The organism is Prauserella shujinwangii (assembly GCF_003001955.1).
In the GTDB taxonomy this organism is placed as follows: domain Bacteria; phylum Actinomycetota; class Actinomycetes; order Mycobacteriales; family Pseudonocardiaceae; genus Qaidamihabitans; species Qaidamihabitans shujinwangii.
Map to the genome: position 1 here is coordinate 436734 of NZ_PVNH01000005.1, position 14882 is coordinate 451615.

The window sequence follows — 14882 nt, forward strand, 5'->3', positions numbered from 1 at the left end:
ATGACCGACGACTACTACCGCCGTGTCGGTGGCATTCGCCAGCCGGACCCGACGCTCGGTAAGCGAGTCCCGGTCACCCCGAGGCCCGAACCAGCCCCCGAGCCGCCCGCGCCGCAGCCGAGCCAGCCGGAACCGCAGCCGAAGGTCCGCCGCCAGAAGGTCGTGCTCGCCGAGCCGACCCGCTCGTCGCACTCCCTGCGCGCCCGCGTCGAGCTGGAGGAACAGACCAGCTGGGGCGAGATGCTGATCAAGGACCTGATGAAGGCGCAGCTGCGCTCCGGCCTGCTGCTCGCCGCGTTCGTCCTCGTCCTGCTCGGTGCGCTGCCCATCGCCTTCTACCTGTCCCCGACGTTCGCCACGATGCGGTTCGTCGGGGTGCCCCTGCCCTGGTTGTTGCTGGGTGTGGCCCCCTTCCCGCTGCTGTTCGGAGTGGGCCTGTGGTACAACCGGCTGGCTGAAAGCCACGAACGTGACTTCGTGAACATGATCGAGAACTGACCGCGGGAGGGCGCGGCCGATGAACCCGTGGGCCCTTTCCGGCGTCGTGCTGGTCGCGGCGGTGACCTTCTATCTGGGAAAACGGTCGTCCCGGTACGCGAACACCACGCACGACTTCCTGGTGGCCCGGCGTACCGTGCGCTCGCGGCGCAACGCGGCCGCGATCTCGGGGGAGTACCTCTCCGCCGCGTCGTTCCTCGGCGTGGCCGGTGTCGTGCTCAAGGAGGGTGCCGACGCGCTCTGGTACCCCATCGGCTTCACCGCGGGCTACCTCGCGCTCATGCTGTTCGTCGCGGCCCCGCTGCGCCGCTCCGGCGCGTACACGTTGCCCGACTTCATGGAGGCGCGGCTGGCGTCCGAACCGCTGCGCAAGCTCTGCACGGTGGCCGTCGTCGCCATCGGGGTGCTCTACATGCTCCCGCAGCTGCAGGGGGCCGGGCTGGCGCTGGAGGCGGTCATGCCCGCGCCCGCGTGGCTCGGCGCCGTCGGCGTCACGGTGCTGGTCACCGTCAACGTGATGGCGGGCGGCATGCGGGCGATCACCGTCGTGCAGGCGTTCCAGTACTGGCTCAAGCTGTTCGCGCTGGCCGCCCCCACCTTCGTGTTGTGCGTGGTGTTCTTCGGCACGGGCGGTGCGGGCTCCGCGGGCTCGCTCGGGGACCCGGCTCCGCCCGTGTTCCGCGAGGACACCACCGTCACGGTGGAGACCGGCGCCTCGTTCGAGGTCAGCGAGGAGACACCGGTGTGGCTGCCCGCCGAGGAAGGCGGGCAGCGCGTGTGGCTGCCGGGCGTGCGCTACGAGGTCGACGAGGGCACCACGCTGCGCTTCCCCGAGGGGGCGCCGGTGCCCGCGGTCAGCGGCGGGGAGATGGACAACGCGAGCTGGCTGCGGCCCGCCGAGGACGCGGGCGCCCTGCTCGGCACGTACTCGCTGATCTTCGCGACGTTCCTCGGGACGATGGGACTGCCGCACGTGCTCGTGCGTTTCTACACCAACCCCGACGGCAAGGCCGCGCGCCGCACCACCGTCCAGGTGCTCGTGCTGCTCGGCCTGTTCTACATGTTCCCCGTGCTGATCGGCGCGCTGTCCCGGATGTACGTCCCGGAGCTGCTGGTCACCGGACGGACCGACGCCGCCGTGCTGCTCGTGCCCTCGGCGATGCTGCCGGGCGTGCCCGGCCAGATCCTGGGCGCGGTGACGGCGGCGGGCGCGTTCGCGGCGTTCCTGTCCACGTCGTCGGGCCTGCTGGTGAGCGTCGCGGGGGTGGTGGCCACCGACGTGCTCGCCGGGAAGGTCCGCGACTTCCGGATCGCCACGGTCACCATGGCCGCGCTCCCCGCCGCACTCGCCGTGTCCCTGCCGGTGGAGGACCTTTCGTTGAGCGTCGGCCTGTCGTTCGCGCTCGCGGCCTCCACGTTCTGCCCGCTGCTCGTGCTCGGCATCTGGTGGCGCAGGCTGACCTGGCCCGGCGCGATGGTCGGTATGTGCGTCGGCGGCGGCCTGGTCCTGCTCGCTCTGGTGCTCAACGTGCTCAGCGAGTACAGCGGTGGGTGGGCCCCGTGGTTCATCGAGCAGCCCGCGCTGCTGACCGTGACCGCGGCGTTCCTCGCCACGATCGTCGTCAGCCTCGGCACGGCGCGCCGCATCCCGGACGACGTCAACGCGGTCATGCTCCGCCTGCACGCCCCGGACCCGCTCGGCTTCATGCGCGATCGCGCGGAGGCCCGGTTCGGCCGGATCGAGGACCGCTCGCGCAAGCGGGGCAAACACCGCAAGTAGGCCCGGCATCCGCGGGCACTCACCGGCGCCGAACAGGCCGACATGCGACGATGGGGCCGTGGTACACCCTGTCGAAGTGCCCACGGCCTCGGTCTCCGACCTGCCGTCGGACGGTCTCGTGCTGCTCGATGTGCGGGAGCCCGACGAATGGGCCGCCGGGCACGCACCGGAAGCACTGCACATCCCGCTCGGGGACCTCCCCGCCCGGATCGACGAGCTCTCCGAGCTGCCCGACGACCGGCCGGTCTACGTCGTGTGCCGCACCGGCGGCCGCTCGGCCAGGGCCGCGGCCTGGCTCAACCAGGCCGGTGTCGTGGAGGCGATCAACGTCGCGGGCGGGATGAAGTCCTGGCACACGGAAGGACGCGCGCTGGTCAGCGAGCACGAGGGCGCCGAGCCCGAGGTCCTCTGATGCAACCCGGCCGGCCGTACCCGCTGCCCCAGCCCGCTCCGCAGCGGCCGGGGCAGCCGCGTGCCCGGCCGAGGGTGCGCTGGGTGGCGACCGTCCCGCCCGGTGCCGGGCAGCGCCGCAGGGTCGCCCCCGAGCGCTACACGGGACCGCCGTCGTACCCGGTGATGCCGCGCTGGGGCTTCCCGCACGTGGTGTGGCGGTGGCCGACGGCCGTTCCGGGTACCCCGTCCGACGGCCCCGTGCCGTTGTTGCGGCTGCGCATGATCGCGCGCAACACCGTGACCCTGCTGTGGACGCTGGCCGCGCTGACGGCCGTCGCCGCGGGCGGCGAGGTCTGGCGGTACGTCCTGCTGCTGCGGAGCCGGGACACCGCACTCAGCCCCGGTGTCGTCGGCGCTTCCGACGCGGTGGTGCTCGCGTTCTCCCTGCTGGCGTTCGTGCTCGCGTTGTTCGCCGGGGCGGCCGCCGTCTGGTGGCTGTTCGTGGCCCGCGCGGCCGCCGCCGAGGAGGCGGGGCAGGAGCCGCCGCGGCCCGGATGGCAGGTGGCCGTCGGCACGCTGGTGCCCGTGGCGAACCTGGTGCTCGCCGGGCCGATCGTCGCCGAACTGGAGCACGCGGTGCTGCGCCGTCCCGCCGGCGAGCGGCCCCGGCCCTCCCGGCTCGTCCTGGCGTGGTGGTCGGCCTGGGTGGCCAACGGCGTGCTGCTCGCGCTGACCGTCGCCTGGCGGACGCGTGCGGGCGTGCAGGCCGACGCCGACGGCGTGGTGCTGAGCGCGCTGACCGACCTCGCCGCCACGGCGCTGGCGGCGCTCACCGCGGTGGTCGTCCAGCGCTTCACCCGCCTGCTCGCGCCGATCGACCACGAGCTGCGGCGCCCACCGCGCGTGGTGCGGGTCGACGGCGCTCCCGCGCCCGCGCGCCGCCCCCGCCCGGCCCACTCCGCCCGCTGACCGCGAGTCCCCCGCTCAGGCTCGCGAGTGCCGCGTTCGCGTGCGTCAGGCGGTGACCGGCAGCGTGCGCAGCCCCCGGATCACGAACTCCGGCCGCCGCTCGGGTGGGCCCGCGAGCCGCAGCCGGGGCAGCAGCCGGGTGAGCGCGCCGAGCGCGGCCGCGATCTCGATCCGCGCGAGCGGGGCGCCGACGCAGTAGTGGATGCCGCCACCGAAGCCGAGATGCGGGTTGGGCGTCCGGCCGACATCGAGCACGTCGGGCTCCGCGAACACCTCGGGGTCCCGTGCGGCGGCGCCGAGCAGCGCCGCGATCTTCTCGCCCTCCCGCACGGTGTGCCCGGCGATCTCGACGTCCCGGGTGGCCGTGCGCTCGAACAGCTGCAGCGGTGAGTCGAACCGGATCAGCTCCTCGGCCGCCGGTTCCCGCAACGCCGGGTCCGCCACCAGCCGCTCCCACTGCTCCCGGTGGGTGAGCAGGGCGAGCACCCCGTTGCCGATCACGTTGACCGTCGCCTCGTGCCCGGCCATCAACAGCAGCACCGCCGTCGCCACCACCTCGTCACCGGTCAGCTCGCTGGCCACCAGGTGGCTCACCAGGTCGTCACCGGGCCGGGCCGCCCGCTCCTCGGCCACCTCGCGCAGGTAGCCGGCGAACGCGGCGGCAGCGTCCTCCGCCTCCCGCCGCCGCTCCTCGGGCAGGCCGTACTCGTACATCTTCACGATCGCGTTGCTCCATGCCACCAGCCGCGGCCCGGCCTCCTCCGGCACGCCGAGCAGTTCGGCGATCACCGCGACCGGCAGCGGCTGCGCGAGGTGTTCGAGCAGGTCGGCCGCGCCGTCGGTGGCGATCCGTTCCGCCAGCGTCGTGGTCATCCGGGTGGCGAGCGCGTCGACCGCGGGCCGGAGCCGCTCGACGTGTCCCCTGGCGAACGCCGCCGACACCAGCCTGCGCAGCCGGGTGTGCGCGGGTGGCTCGTTCTCCAGCAGCGAGTTGCGGTGCAGCATGTTGAACGAGGCGAACCGTTCGGCGGGGGTGGCGTCGATCCAGATCCGGCCGAGTGAGCGGTGCCGCAGCACAGCGGAGGCCGCGCCGTGCGACACCGCGATCGCGAGCCCCAGGCCGTCGTGCCGGTGCACCGGCGCCTCGGCGCGCAACGCGGCGAACGTGGGGTACGGATCGGCGAGGAACGCGGGGTCGTGCGGATCGAACACCCACCGACCGTAGCCTGGAACGGAGCCGGGTAGCGTCGGCCGTGACGAAAACGGGAGGCGAGAACGTGGGCAAGGCCGCACGGAAGAAGGGACCGAAGAAGGACCGGAAGCCGAAGGTTCGCGACGTCTTCGTGGCGCGGCCGTTCGAAGGGCTCGCCGCGGAGCCGGAGCTCATCGCGCTGCGCGAGTTCGTGCCCTCCGCCACGGCGAAGCTGACCCTCGCGGCCGACGCCGACCGCGCGGTCACACTCGGCACGGTGCTGCCGATGGCCGCCGCCGCGTTCGTGCGCACCGACGGCGAGGTGTTCCTCGGCATGCAGGTGCAGACGCGGTCCTCCGACATCAGCCGCGACCTCGGCCGTTCGCTGCGCTGGGCGCTGGAGGCCGGGCCGGGCGACGTGCTCTCGGTGCCCGACACCACCAGCGAGCCCGCCGAGGGTGAGCGGTTGCAGGATCTGCTGGAGCCCGGCGCCGAGCTGGACGTCCAGCTGCACGAGGACTTCTCCTGGTGGCTGCCGGAGGACACGGAGGCCAGCGGTGAGGTGGCGATGTCGCTGGAGCGCGCGAACGCCGCGATCATGCCCACCGAGCGGCTCGGTCCCGGCGCCTACTGGGTGCTCGCCGGGGAGAAGGCGCACCTGCGCTGGGTGTGGCCCGCGGATGAGAACCGGTTGCTGATGGCGCTCGCCAGGCTGTCCGCGGCCGGGGAGATCGGCCTCGGCGAAGGCTCCCGGTACGCGGGCTCGTTCCGCGCGCACGGCCTGCTCGTGCCGGTGTGGGACCTCGACCCGGAGGCGCACGCCCGGGAGTGGCTCGAGCCGTCCCAGCAGCTCGGTTCCCGGCTGGAGGCCGCGCTGAAGTCGCTGGACGACGAACCGCTGAACGCGGCCGAGCGCAGGGCCCGCGACGGCCTCGTCGGCAGGCAGCTCACCCTGCGTTGATCCTGCACATCTGCCCGGAGGCGGACTGGGCCGCGCTGGCCGAAGGCGAGCCGTACCGCGCGGCGTCCCTCGCCGACGTGGGCTTCGTCCACTGTTCCGACCCCGGCACCGTGCACCTGCCCGCGGGCAGGCTCTTCGCGGGCCGCACGGACCTGCTCCTGCTGCGCATCGATCCCGCCCGGCTGGACGTGCCGCTGCGCTGGGAGCCCGCGGTGCCGCCCGAGCCGGGCGCGCCGTGGTTCCCGCACGTCTACGGCCCGATCCCGCGGGACGCGATCGTCTCCGTGCACCCGTTCCCCCCGGAGCCGGACGGCTCCTTCCGCCTGCCCGCCGAGCTCGCCACGCCCCGCTGACCGGGCCGGGCCGGGAGGCAACCTCGGCGCCCGCGGGAGCGTGGACTTCTCGGCCAGGTACGACGAGGCAGGCGGGAGGCGTTACGGTGACCGCATTCGTGCCTGCCGTCCGGTGCGGGGATGGCGGGACGGCCGTCGTGCGCCACGAGAGGGGATCGGCCGTGCCTGGCGACCTCACGGACTTCGCCGAGTTCGTCGAGGCCAGCCTGCCCGGACTGCTCCGCTACGGGCACGCGCTCACTGGCAACCCGCACGACGCGGCCGACCTCGTGCAGACGGTACTGGAGAAGATCGGTTCCCGCTGGTCGCACGTCCAGCGCAAGACCGGTGACCCGCTCGCCTACGTCCGCCGGTCGATGGCCAACGCGCACATCAGCCGGTGGCGCCGCCTGCGCAGGGAGAACCTGGTCGCCGACATCCCCGAGTCGAACCCCCTCGTCCACGCCGACCCGTTCGAGCACGAGCCGCTGTGGCAGGCGCTGCGGGCGCTGCCGCCGAGGCAACGAGCGGTCATCGTGCTGCGTTACTACGAGGGACTGTCCGAAGCGGAGATCGCCGAGTCGCTGGGCGTCAGCCCGGGCACGGTGAAGAGCCAGGCCAGCAAGGCGATGGCGAACCTGCGCGCGAGGCTGGGCAGGCCGGAGGGCACCGGAGGGAGGGAAGCGGTATGAATCCCGACGACGAGCTCGACGCCGAGCTGCGCAGGCTGTTCGCCGACGAGCGGCTCGACGTGCCGCCCCGGCCGGGTGCCGCCGAGACCGTCGTGGCCGGTGCCCGGCGCGTCCGGCGCAGCCGCACGGCGCTCGTCAGCGGCGCCGGAGCGCTCACCGTGGCCGCGGTCGTGGCGGGCGGGGTGCTGCTCACCGGCGTCGCCCGCGATCCCGGCCCTGGCCAGGAGCACATCGTGGCCGCACCGGCGGGCAGCACGACCGCGACCACGACGCTCGACGCGCCCAGCACGGAGTCGCCGGAGCAGCCGACGATACGGTCGCGGCCCGAACCGGAGCAGCCGGCCTCGCCGGACAGGTCGGTGGATACCGCCACCACCTCGTCGTCGGCGGAGCGGACGTCGAGCACCGAGCCGAGCACGGCGAACGCGGAGATCATGGCGCTGCCCGTGCTCGGGCCCGACGGCTATCAGGCGCTGACGCTGAACATGTCGTACGACGAGGCGGCGGCCACGGGCATGCTGGCCGGTGCGAACGGTCAGGCGGCCGCCCGGCCCGCCGAGGGGTCGTGCACCGACTACCGGCTGGCCGAGGGCGGGGAGGCGATCGAGTCGGTGACGATCTCGGACGCCAGGGGCATCGTGCGGTTCACGGCCGCTCGGGTGCGCACCACCCAGGGCGTCGGTGTCGGGTCGCCGGTGAGCGAACTCCGCTCCGCCTACCCGGATCTCGTCACTGAACCGGGTGGGTACTCGGCGCCGGCCGGTGCGGGTGCGCGGTATTTCTTCGGCGTGACGGACGGAGTCGTGACGATGTTGCGGTTGAGCGTCACCGATTCGGGTTGCTGAATCGCCCCACAAGCGAAAACCCGGGCTGCTCCACAGGGGGAGAGCCCGGGTTTTCTTCTGTGTCTTCTGCGCCTTTCGCGGCCGGTGAGGTCGCGCTCAGAGCTTTCCGCCGGCGACCGGCGGCATGCCCGAATCGTCCCCGCCGTCCGTCGAGTCCCGGTACAGGAACTGCTCGATCTCGAACAGGTTGCCTTCGGCGCGGTCGACGATGTTGAGCAGCGTCGACATCTTCGAGATCTCCTCGACCTGCTCCTTGAGGAACCACTGGATGAACTGCTCGCTGGTGTAGTCGTCCTCGTCGCGGGCGGCCTTGGCGAGCGCCTTGATGTCCGCCGCGACCTCCTTCTCCTGCTCCAGCGCCAGCTCGACGAGCTCCCGCACGTCGGAGAAGTCGTTGCGCACCGAACCCGTGCCCGGGATCTCGACGTGGTGGTCGGTGTCCATCATGTACTGGACCATCGCGAGGGCGTGGTTGCGCTCCTCGAGCGACTGCTCGTAGAAGTACTTCGCGAGCTGCGGCAGGTCGGAGTTGTCGAACCACACGGCCAGCGCGACGTACTGCTGGGACGCGGTGAACTCGTTGTGAATCTGCGCCTGCAGCAGCTCGTAGAACTTGGATCGCGGGTGCTTCTTCGTGGCCATGTTTTCAGAATACGCGGTACCGCGGTTCCTTTTCCAGTCGGGACTGGTGATATGAACCGCATTCGACTACAATTATTAGCCAAGGTTCAGCTAATTTTGTTTAGGCTTTCCTAAGGCCACGTGACCCTATTAGGTTAGCCTTTCTTTCCTATTGTCGATCGTGCATCAGCGGTGCGTGGGGATGGGCTCGCGGACGATCGGGCACGACATGCAGCGGGGGCCGCCCCGCCCGGAGCCCAGCTCGGACCCCGCGATGCGGAGCACCTCGATGCCCGCCTCCTCCAACCTGGCGTTGGTCTCGACGTTGCGCTCGTAGCCGACCACGACCCCGGGTGCGAGCGCGAGCGTGTTGTTCCCGTCGTCCCACTGCTCGCGCTCGGCGGTGACCGGATCGAGTCCGGTGTCGATCACCCGGAGCCGGTCGATGTCCATGGCCTCGGCGGCGGCCGCGAGGAACGGCGCGGGTCCTTCGACCCGCAGGCCACCGTCGTCACCCGGCCGCAGCGTGTACGCGACGAGCGAGTCACGAGCCAGCGGGTACATCACGACGGCGTCCCTGCCCACCATCGTGCACACGGTGTCGAGGTGCATGGTCGCCCGGTTCTGCTCGATCGGCACGGCCAGCACGGTGTGGGCGATGTGGTCGGCGAACGCCGAGCGGGCGAGCGACTCCACACCCGCGGCGGTGGTGCGCTCGCCCACACCGACCGCGAGCACGCCGGGTGCCAGCAGGAGGACGTCGCCGCCCTCGATGGGCGCGGAGTGTGCCCCGTACGCGCGGACGGCGCCGTGGAAGCGCGGGTGGTAGGCGTACACGATGTCGAGCAGGGCGGTCTCCCTGCGCCGGGCGGGCATGGCGAGCGAGGAGATCGCCACCCGGTCCCCGATCCACACCGACGAGTCCCGGGTGAACAGCAGGTTCGGCAGCGGGTCGACGGCGAAGTCGTGCGGGTGGTGCATCTTCCGCACCAGCGACGCTCCCTCCGCCGCGGGAAGCTCCTCGAAGGTCATGCCGGACATCAGCACCTCGGCCAGCGTCGCCGGATCGGTGCCGGACAGGTGCGACCGCAGCGAGTCGGCCAGGTCGCCGCCGAGCCTGCGGTCGTCGACGGCCGCGTGCACCCCGGCCGTGTGCGCCCTGGGGTCGGTGAGGGTCTCGGCGAGGACCTCGGCGAGCAGCAGCACCTCGACCCCGCGGCCCCGCAGCACCTCGGCGAAGGCGTCGTGCTCGTCCTGGGCCCGGTCGACCCACGGGATCGAGTCGAACAGCAGCTGGTCGTTGTTGCGCGGGGTGAGCCGCTTCAGCTCGTTGCCGGGCCGGTGCAGCAGCACGGAGCGGAGCGGCCCCACCTCGGTGTCGACGTGGGCGGCGAGCTGGTCGGCCTTGGCGATCCGGAGGGCGTTCGGCGAGGTGTTCACGCCCGCGAGCGTAATGAGTCGGTAAGGCCGCCGCGGGCCACGAAACGACGCGGCGCGGCGTCGTAACGGATGAGCCGCCAGGGCCCCTCCCGGCGGAGGAACGGAGTGTGCGATGAACGGTTCGTTGCGGACCGCTCGGCGGTCCTGGCGGCGTGGACGGGTGCTCTGGCCGGTCGCGGCGTTCGCGATCGTGCTCGCGGTGGCGGCGCTGTGGGCGTTCGAACCGTGGCGGGCCTTCACCCGCAGCACGGTGGACGAGCCGGTGCCCGCCGCACCGGTGGCGGGAGAGACCGGCGCCGGGTCCCGGGCCGACCCGGTCGAGCTCGCGGCGGGCCGGTTCGTGAGCGAGGAGCACGAGACCACGGGCACCGCCCGGGTGCTGGAGCTCCCGGACGGCTCCCGCATCCTGCGACTCGCCGGCTTCTCCACCTCGGACGGGCCCGACGTGCACGTCTGGCTGAGTTCCGCGGAGGCGGGAGCCGACCAGGGCGGCTACGACGACGGCCGGTACGTGGCCCTCGGCGAGCTGAAGGCCACGGACGGCAACCAGAACTACGCGATCCCGCGCGGAGTGCGGCTCACCGGGCTGCGCAGCGCCGTGATCTGGTGTGACCGGTTCAACGTGTCGTTCGGCTCGGCTCCGCTCGCCTGGTGACATGGGCGGGCTCGGCACTGGGCACCATGTCGAACACCCAGTTGTCCACGCCGCCACCCATGATCTCCGCGTAGCGCTCGGCGGCCTCGCGGTTGGCGAAGCGAAGCTGCTGGTCGTTGACCCGGTGCGTGATCTTGCACGCCATGGTTCCCCTCCTCGTCTGGCGAAGACCGGCCTCTGCGATCCCCTCCGGTGGTCCCCTGCCGACCGGTCTCCCTATTAGAACACATGTTCGATCGCGCTGCCATTCAGGGCAGCCACGAAACATGATCACGGAGGAGCGCGTAGCCGACAAACGCGACCACGTCGAGCAGTGTGTGCGCGACCACCAGCGGCCACAGCCGGTTGGTGCGCTGCCACACCCGGCCGAACACCAGACCCATGACCAGGTTGCCGACGAAACCCCCGACCCCCTGGTACAGGTGGTAGGAGCCGCGCAGCACCGCGGCCAGCAGCAGCGAGCGGTTCTCGCCCCAGCCGAGCTGGCGGAGCCGGGTGAGCACGTAGGCGACGACCAGCACCTCCTCGGCGAAGGAGTTGCCGAACGCGGCGAGCGTCAGCGTGAGCGGCCGCCACCACGTCTCGCCGAGCGTGGACGGCTGGACGGTGAGGTTGAATCCCAGCTGCCATCCGACGAAGTACAGGGCGAGCCCCGGGATGCCGATCAGTGCCGCGAGCCCCGCTCCCCAGGCGAGGTCGCGCCGTGGCCGGGAGCGGTCGAGGCCGACCTCGGCGAGCCGCATCCCGGCCCGCCACAGCAGGTAGACGCCGAGCGCGCCCCATCCGGCCAGCTGCAGCACGCTGAGCAGCTGCTTGAACAGGTCGATGGTCTCGGACGTGGCCTGCGGGACGTTGATCGCGACCCGTTGCTCGTTGAGCGGCTCCGGTCGCAGCAGGGCATCGACCAGCGACAGCAGGCTGCGTGCGCCCGCGAGACCCAGCGTGATCGAGAAGACGATGACGAGTTCGAGCGTCAGCGCCCGCCGTTCGGCCGGGTCGGTTACTGTCCGTGGCTCAGCCGGCTTCGCTGGGTTGAGCCATTCGTGTGCGGCTGGGGACACTGTGGCACGTTACATGAACCGCGAACGGTCCTGGTCAGATGCTGTTCCTGGGCTCGATTGGGGTCCGGGTCGGTAACTTTCCGACATGATCGTCCCACTTCGGCACTAGGGTGCTATGGACGCAATCGAAAGGGAGGAGAGCCTCGTGACGGAAACGTCAGGTACTGAGGCCGCGACACCGACGGGTTCGCGACAACCCTGGATGAAGTCGGTGGCGCCGAAGGTGTTCTGGCCCTCGGCCGTCGTCATCGTGGGCTTCGTGCTCATCACGATGGTCTTCCCCGGTGCCGTGGGTGATGTGATCAGCGCCATCCAGGAAGCGGTGATCGGTACCTTCAGCTGGTACTACATGCTCATCGTCTCCGTGTTCGTGGTGTTCGCGATCTGGGTCGGCCTCAGCCACTTCGGTGACATCAAGCTGGGCCCGGACGAGGAGGAGCCGGAGTTCGGCCTCCGCTCCTGGTTCGCGATGCTGTTCGCGGCCGGGATGGGTATCGGGCTCGTCTTCTGGGGTGTCGCCGAGCCGCTCAACCACTTCGCCGGCATCCCGAACCGGGCCTCCGGCATCGCGGCCGCCGACGAGGCGGGCGCCCAGGACTCGATGGTGCAGACGTTCCTGCACTGGGGCCTGCACCCGTGGGCGATCTACGTGGTGGTCGGTCTCGCGATCGCCTACGCGATCCACCGCAAGAAGCGGCCCGTGTCGATCCGCTACGCACTCGAGCCGCTGCTGGGCAGGCGGGTCAACGGCTGGATCGGCGACACGATCGACATCGTCGCGATCGTCGGCACCCTGTTCGGTGTTGCGACGTCGCTCGGTCTCGGCGTGATGCAGGTCGGTGCCGGTCTCGACTTCCTCGGCATCGTCAGCGACCCGGGCAACCTGACCTACGTCGTGCTGATCGGCGCGATCACGCTGATGGCGGTCGTCTCGGTGGTGACGGGCCTGAAGCGGGGCATCAAGTACCTGTCCAACATCAACATGGGCCTGGCCGGGCTCCTGCTGTTGTTCGTGCTCATCGCGGGCCCGACGCTGTTCATCTTCCGCGAGCTGGTGCAGTCCATCGGCGACTACTTCCAGAACCTGCTGCGGATGAGCTTCAACACCACGGCCTACCAGGGTGAGGAAGGCACGGCCTGGCAGGGCTGGTGGACCACGTTCTACTGGGCCTGGTGGATCTCCTGGGCGCCCTTCGTCGGTGTGTTCATCGCCCGCATCTCGCGGGGCCGCACGGTGCGCCAGTTCGTCGCCGGTGTGCTGCTGGTGCCGACCGCGGTCACCTTCCTGTGGTTCAGCGTGTTCGGCGGCAGCGCCCTCTACCGGCAGCTGTTCGGCCAGGGCGGGCTGATCGGCACCGACGACACCGGGGCGCCGACCGTGGACACCAACGGGTCGCTGTTCGGCCTGCTCGACGGACTGCCCGGCGGCACCATCGCGGTGGTCGGCGCGGTCATCCTGATCGTGCTGTTCTTCGTGACCTCGTCCGACTCCGGCTCGCTCGTGGTGGACATGCTCTCCTCGGGTGGTGACCCGGATCCGCCGACCTGGAGCCGCGTGTTCTGGGGTGTCATGGAGGGCGGCGTCGCGGCCGCGCTGCTGCTCGCGGGCGGGCTCAGCGCGTTGCAGACGATGGCGATCCTCATCGCGCTGCCGTTCAGTGTGGTGATGATCTTCATGTGCGTCGCGATCTGGAAGGACTTCCATTCCGAGCGGAAGACGATGCTCCGCATCCAGCGGCGCATGCAGCGGGACGAGCTCACCGAGCACGTCTCGCAGAGCCTGATCGAGGAAGGGCTCGTCGAGCCGAACGGCTCCACCGACGGTCAGGCGAAGGAGGGCACCGGCGCCCGGCGCTGAGCGACTCCGGACCGACCACGGCACGGTGCCCCCGGGGGAGCGTCCCCGGGGGCACCGTCGTGTTCAGGTCCGGTCGCGGAACGGGCAGCCGACGAGCCTGCGCATCTCCAGCGCGAGCTGGTGCGGGTGGTCGACCGGGCGGGAGAACGCGAGCCGGACGTCGTGATCGCCCCTTCCCTCCGCGCCGTCGCACTCGACGCGCAGCCGCAGGCCGTACCGGTCGAGGCCGAGCGGGCGGATCCGGCCGCTCCGCAGGTCGTCGGGAAGGTGGCGGGCGAGGTCGGTGATCACGTCGCCGTGGGTCCGTTCGAGGTGGCGCAGCCACTGGGCCTCGTGCTCGCAGAACGGGTCGGCCGAGGCGGCGCCGAACATGTGCGGCCGCAGTGAGTGGGTGCCCTCGGCGTCGGCGAGCACGAGCGAGGCCGGCGTCAGCCGCAGCACGCTGAGCCCGTGCCCGACATCGAGGAGCCGGGGGTCCGGGCGGGCGTCCGCGATCGACACGGCGCGGGCGCGGCCGGACTTGTCGTCCAGCAGGCGCAGCCAGCCGGTGATCCAGAGCAGGCCCCGGATCGGCTCGCGCAGATCGACCGGCGCCCGGTCGGTGAGCTCGAACATCACGGCGACCTGCCCGCCGTCGGCGGTCGCCGTGGCTCTCGTCAGCGGCGCGTCGTCGGGCAGGAGCACGCTGACGCTGGCGCTGCCGTGGACGTGGTGGAGCACGGGTTCGATCCGGGCCTCGGCGGGTGTGGTCCGCTCGGCGGACGGCAGGAGCACCGCCTGGCCACCCCGGGTCGCGATCGTCTTGGCGCGCTCGGCCGGGCTGGGCACCGGCGGGCGGCGGGTCTCGAGATCCTTCACCACTCACCTCCAACTTAGGTGAGGCTAACCTAGTTTGAGAAAAGGTGGAAGCCCTCGCGGTGCTGGTCGGCCTAGGCTTTCGGCATGGCGTCGTGGTCGCAGCTGCTGACATTCGCCGGTGTGGTCCTGGTCGGGGCCATGTCGCCGGGGCCGGACTTCGCCGTGGTGCTGCGGCACGCCGCGACCTCCGGCAGGCGGGCGGGCACGGCGACCGCGCTCGGTATCACCGCCGGTGTGGCCGTGTGGTCCCTCGGCACGGCCATCGGGGTGGCCGCGCTGCTGGCGGCGTCCGCGGTGGCGTTCACCGTGGTGAAGCTGGTCGGCGCGGCCTACCTCGGCTTTCTCGGGGTGAAGGCGCTGCTCGCCGCCTGCCGCGCGGGGCCACCCGTGGAGGTGGCCGCGGGCGCAGGGACGAGCGTGCCGCGTGCCTTCCGGGAGGGCCTGCTGTGCAACGTCCTCAACCCGAAGTGCGCGGTGTTCTTCGTGGCCCTGCTGCCGCAGTTCCTGCCCGCCGATCCGACGCCTGCCGACACCGCCCTGGTCTCGGCCGTGCCCGTCGTGCTCACCGCACTGTGGTTCGTCGTCGTGGCCAACGTCGTGGGTGCCCTGCGGCGGTTGCTGGCGGCGCGGCGCGTCCGGCAGGCGCTCGACGCGGCCACCGGGACGTTGCTGATCGCGGTCGGCCTCCGGTTGGCCGTGCAGGGCCGGTCGGCGGCCTGAAGAGGAG

Annotated in this window: 17 protein-coding genes; 11 read left to right on the top strand and 6 right to left on the bottom strand. The window is 71.7% G+C overall.

The genetic code is table 11. The features are described from left to right. From B0I33_RS14830 to B0I33_RS14845, 4 genes are all read left to right on the top strand, one after another. Positions 1–498, top strand: a complete 498-nt coding sequence (locus B0I33_RS14830) for a hypothetical protein (protein ID WP_106179327.1) — start codon at positions 1–3, stop codon at positions 496–498. A 19-nt stretch (positions 499–517) separates the two neighbouring features. After that, the gene (locus B0I33_RS14835; RefSeq protein WP_106179328.1) at positions 518–2278 is read left to right on the top strand and encodes a sodium/solute symporter; all 1761 of its coding nucleotides are present in this window, start codon (positions 518–520) and stop codon (positions 2276–2278) included. Between the two features lie 76 nt (positions 2279–2354). Beyond that, positions 2355–2690: a rhodanese-like domain-containing protein gene (locus B0I33_RS14840; RefSeq protein ID WP_245900688.1), complete on the top strand. Its 336-nt coding sequence runs from the start codon at positions 2355–2357 to the stop codon at positions 2688–2690. Then, positions 2690–3640 carry a DUF4328 domain-containing protein gene (locus B0I33_RS14845; RefSeq protein WP_181193293.1) on the top strand — a complete coding sequence of 317 codons (951 nt, stop codon included), beginning with the start codon at positions 2690–2692 and terminating at the stop codon, positions 3638–3640. The genes B0I33_RS14840 and B0I33_RS14845 overlap by 1 nt, the downstream gene beginning before the upstream one ends. Before the next feature lie 45 nt (positions 3641–3685). Here B0I33_RS14845 and B0I33_RS14850 read toward each other — a convergent pair whose 3' ends face one another. Continuing rightward, the gene (locus tag B0I33_RS14850; protein ID WP_106179330.1) at positions 3686–4852 is read right to left on the bottom strand and encodes a cytochrome P450; all 1167 of its coding nucleotides are present in this window, start codon (positions 4850–4852) and stop codon (positions 3686–3688) included. 65 nt (positions 4853–4917) lie between these two features. On the opposite strand from B0I33_RS14850, the gene B0I33_RS14855 reads away from it, so the two are divergent. The 4 genes from B0I33_RS14855 to B0I33_RS14870 all read left to right on the top strand — a co-directional run bounded on the left by B0I33_RS14855 (position 4918) and on the right by B0I33_RS14870 (position 7662). Further along, on the top strand, positions 4918–5793 hold the full coding sequence (locus B0I33_RS14855) for a DUF5926 family protein (RefSeq protein ID WP_106179450.1): 876 nt from the start codon (positions 4918–4920) through the stop codon (positions 5791–5793). Then, positions 5790–6146, top strand: coding sequence for a DUF952 domain-containing protein (locus B0I33_RS14860; RefSeq protein WP_106179331.1), 357 nt, complete (start codon positions 5790–5792; stop codon positions 6144–6146). Before B0I33_RS14855 ends, B0I33_RS14860 begins: the two co-directional genes overlap by 4 nt. A gap of 86 nt (positions 6147–6232) precedes the next feature. Beyond that, the gene (locus B0I33_RS14865) at positions 6233–6817 is read left to right on the top strand and encodes a SigE family RNA polymerase sigma factor (RefSeq protein ID WP_181193294.1); all 585 of its coding nucleotides are present in this window, start codon (positions 6233–6235) and stop codon (positions 6815–6817) included. Further along, on the top strand, positions 6814–7662 hold the full coding sequence (locus B0I33_RS14870) for a hypothetical protein (protein WP_106179333.1): 849 nt from the start codon (positions 6814–6816) through the stop codon (positions 7660–7662). The genes B0I33_RS14865 and B0I33_RS14870 overlap by 4 nt, the downstream gene beginning before the upstream one ends. Positions 7663–7758: 96 nt before the next feature. Here B0I33_RS14870 and B0I33_RS14875 read toward each other — a convergent pair whose 3' ends face one another. Continuing rightward, entirely contained in the window at positions 7759–8304 is a 546-nt protein-coding gene (locus tag B0I33_RS14875; RefSeq protein ID WP_106179334.1) for a ferritin, read from the bottom strand. Between the two features lie 165 nt (positions 8305–8469). After that, positions 8470–9723: an arginine deiminase gene (locus B0I33_RS14880; protein ID WP_181193295.1), complete on the bottom strand. Its 1254-nt coding sequence runs from the start codon at positions 9721–9723 to the stop codon at positions 8470–8472. A 112-nt stretch (positions 9724–9835) separates the two neighbouring features. Between B0I33_RS14880 and B0I33_RS14885 the strand changes: the two genes are divergently transcribed. Beyond that, positions 9836–10378 (top strand): DM13 domain-containing protein, encoded by a 543-nt coding sequence (locus tag B0I33_RS14885; RefSeq protein WP_106179335.1) that lies wholly within the window; start codon positions 9836–9838, stop codon positions 10376–10378. Here B0I33_RS14885 and B0I33_RS14890 read toward each other — a convergent pair. Continuing rightward, a complete protein-coding gene (locus tag B0I33_RS14890) occupies positions 10341–10523 on the bottom strand; it encodes a hypothetical protein (protein WP_106179336.1) in 183 nt (60 codons plus the stop codon). The genes B0I33_RS14885 and B0I33_RS14890 overlap by 38 nt on opposite strands. Positions 10524–10626: 103 nt before the next feature. Then, complete coding sequence (locus B0I33_RS14895) at positions 10627–11439, bottom strand: CPBP family intramembrane glutamic endopeptidase (RefSeq protein ID WP_106179337.1); 813 nt, start codon at positions 11437–11439, stop codon at positions 10627–10629. 145 nt (positions 11440–11584) lie between these two features. On the opposite strand from B0I33_RS14895, the gene B0I33_RS14900 reads away from it, so the two are divergent. Continuing rightward, positions 11585–13297, top strand: a complete 1713-nt coding sequence (locus B0I33_RS14900; protein WP_106179338.1) for a BCCT family transporter — start codon at positions 11585–11587, stop codon at positions 13295–13297. Between the two features lie 63 nt (positions 13298–13360). On the opposite strand, the gene B0I33_RS14905 is transcribed toward B0I33_RS14900, so the two are convergent. Continuing rightward, positions 13361–14158 carry a DUF2470 domain-containing protein gene (locus B0I33_RS14905; RefSeq protein WP_425440476.1) on the bottom strand — a complete coding sequence of 266 codons (798 nt, stop codon included), beginning with the start codon at positions 14156–14158 and terminating at the stop codon, positions 13361–13363. A gap of 81 nt (positions 14159–14239) precedes the next feature. On the opposite strand from B0I33_RS14905, the gene B0I33_RS14910 reads away from it, so the two are divergent. Then, complete coding sequence (locus B0I33_RS14910; protein WP_106179340.1) at positions 14240–14875, top strand: LysE family translocator; 636 nt, start codon at positions 14240–14242, stop codon at positions 14873–14875. Positions 14876–14882: the final 7 nt, after the last annotated feature.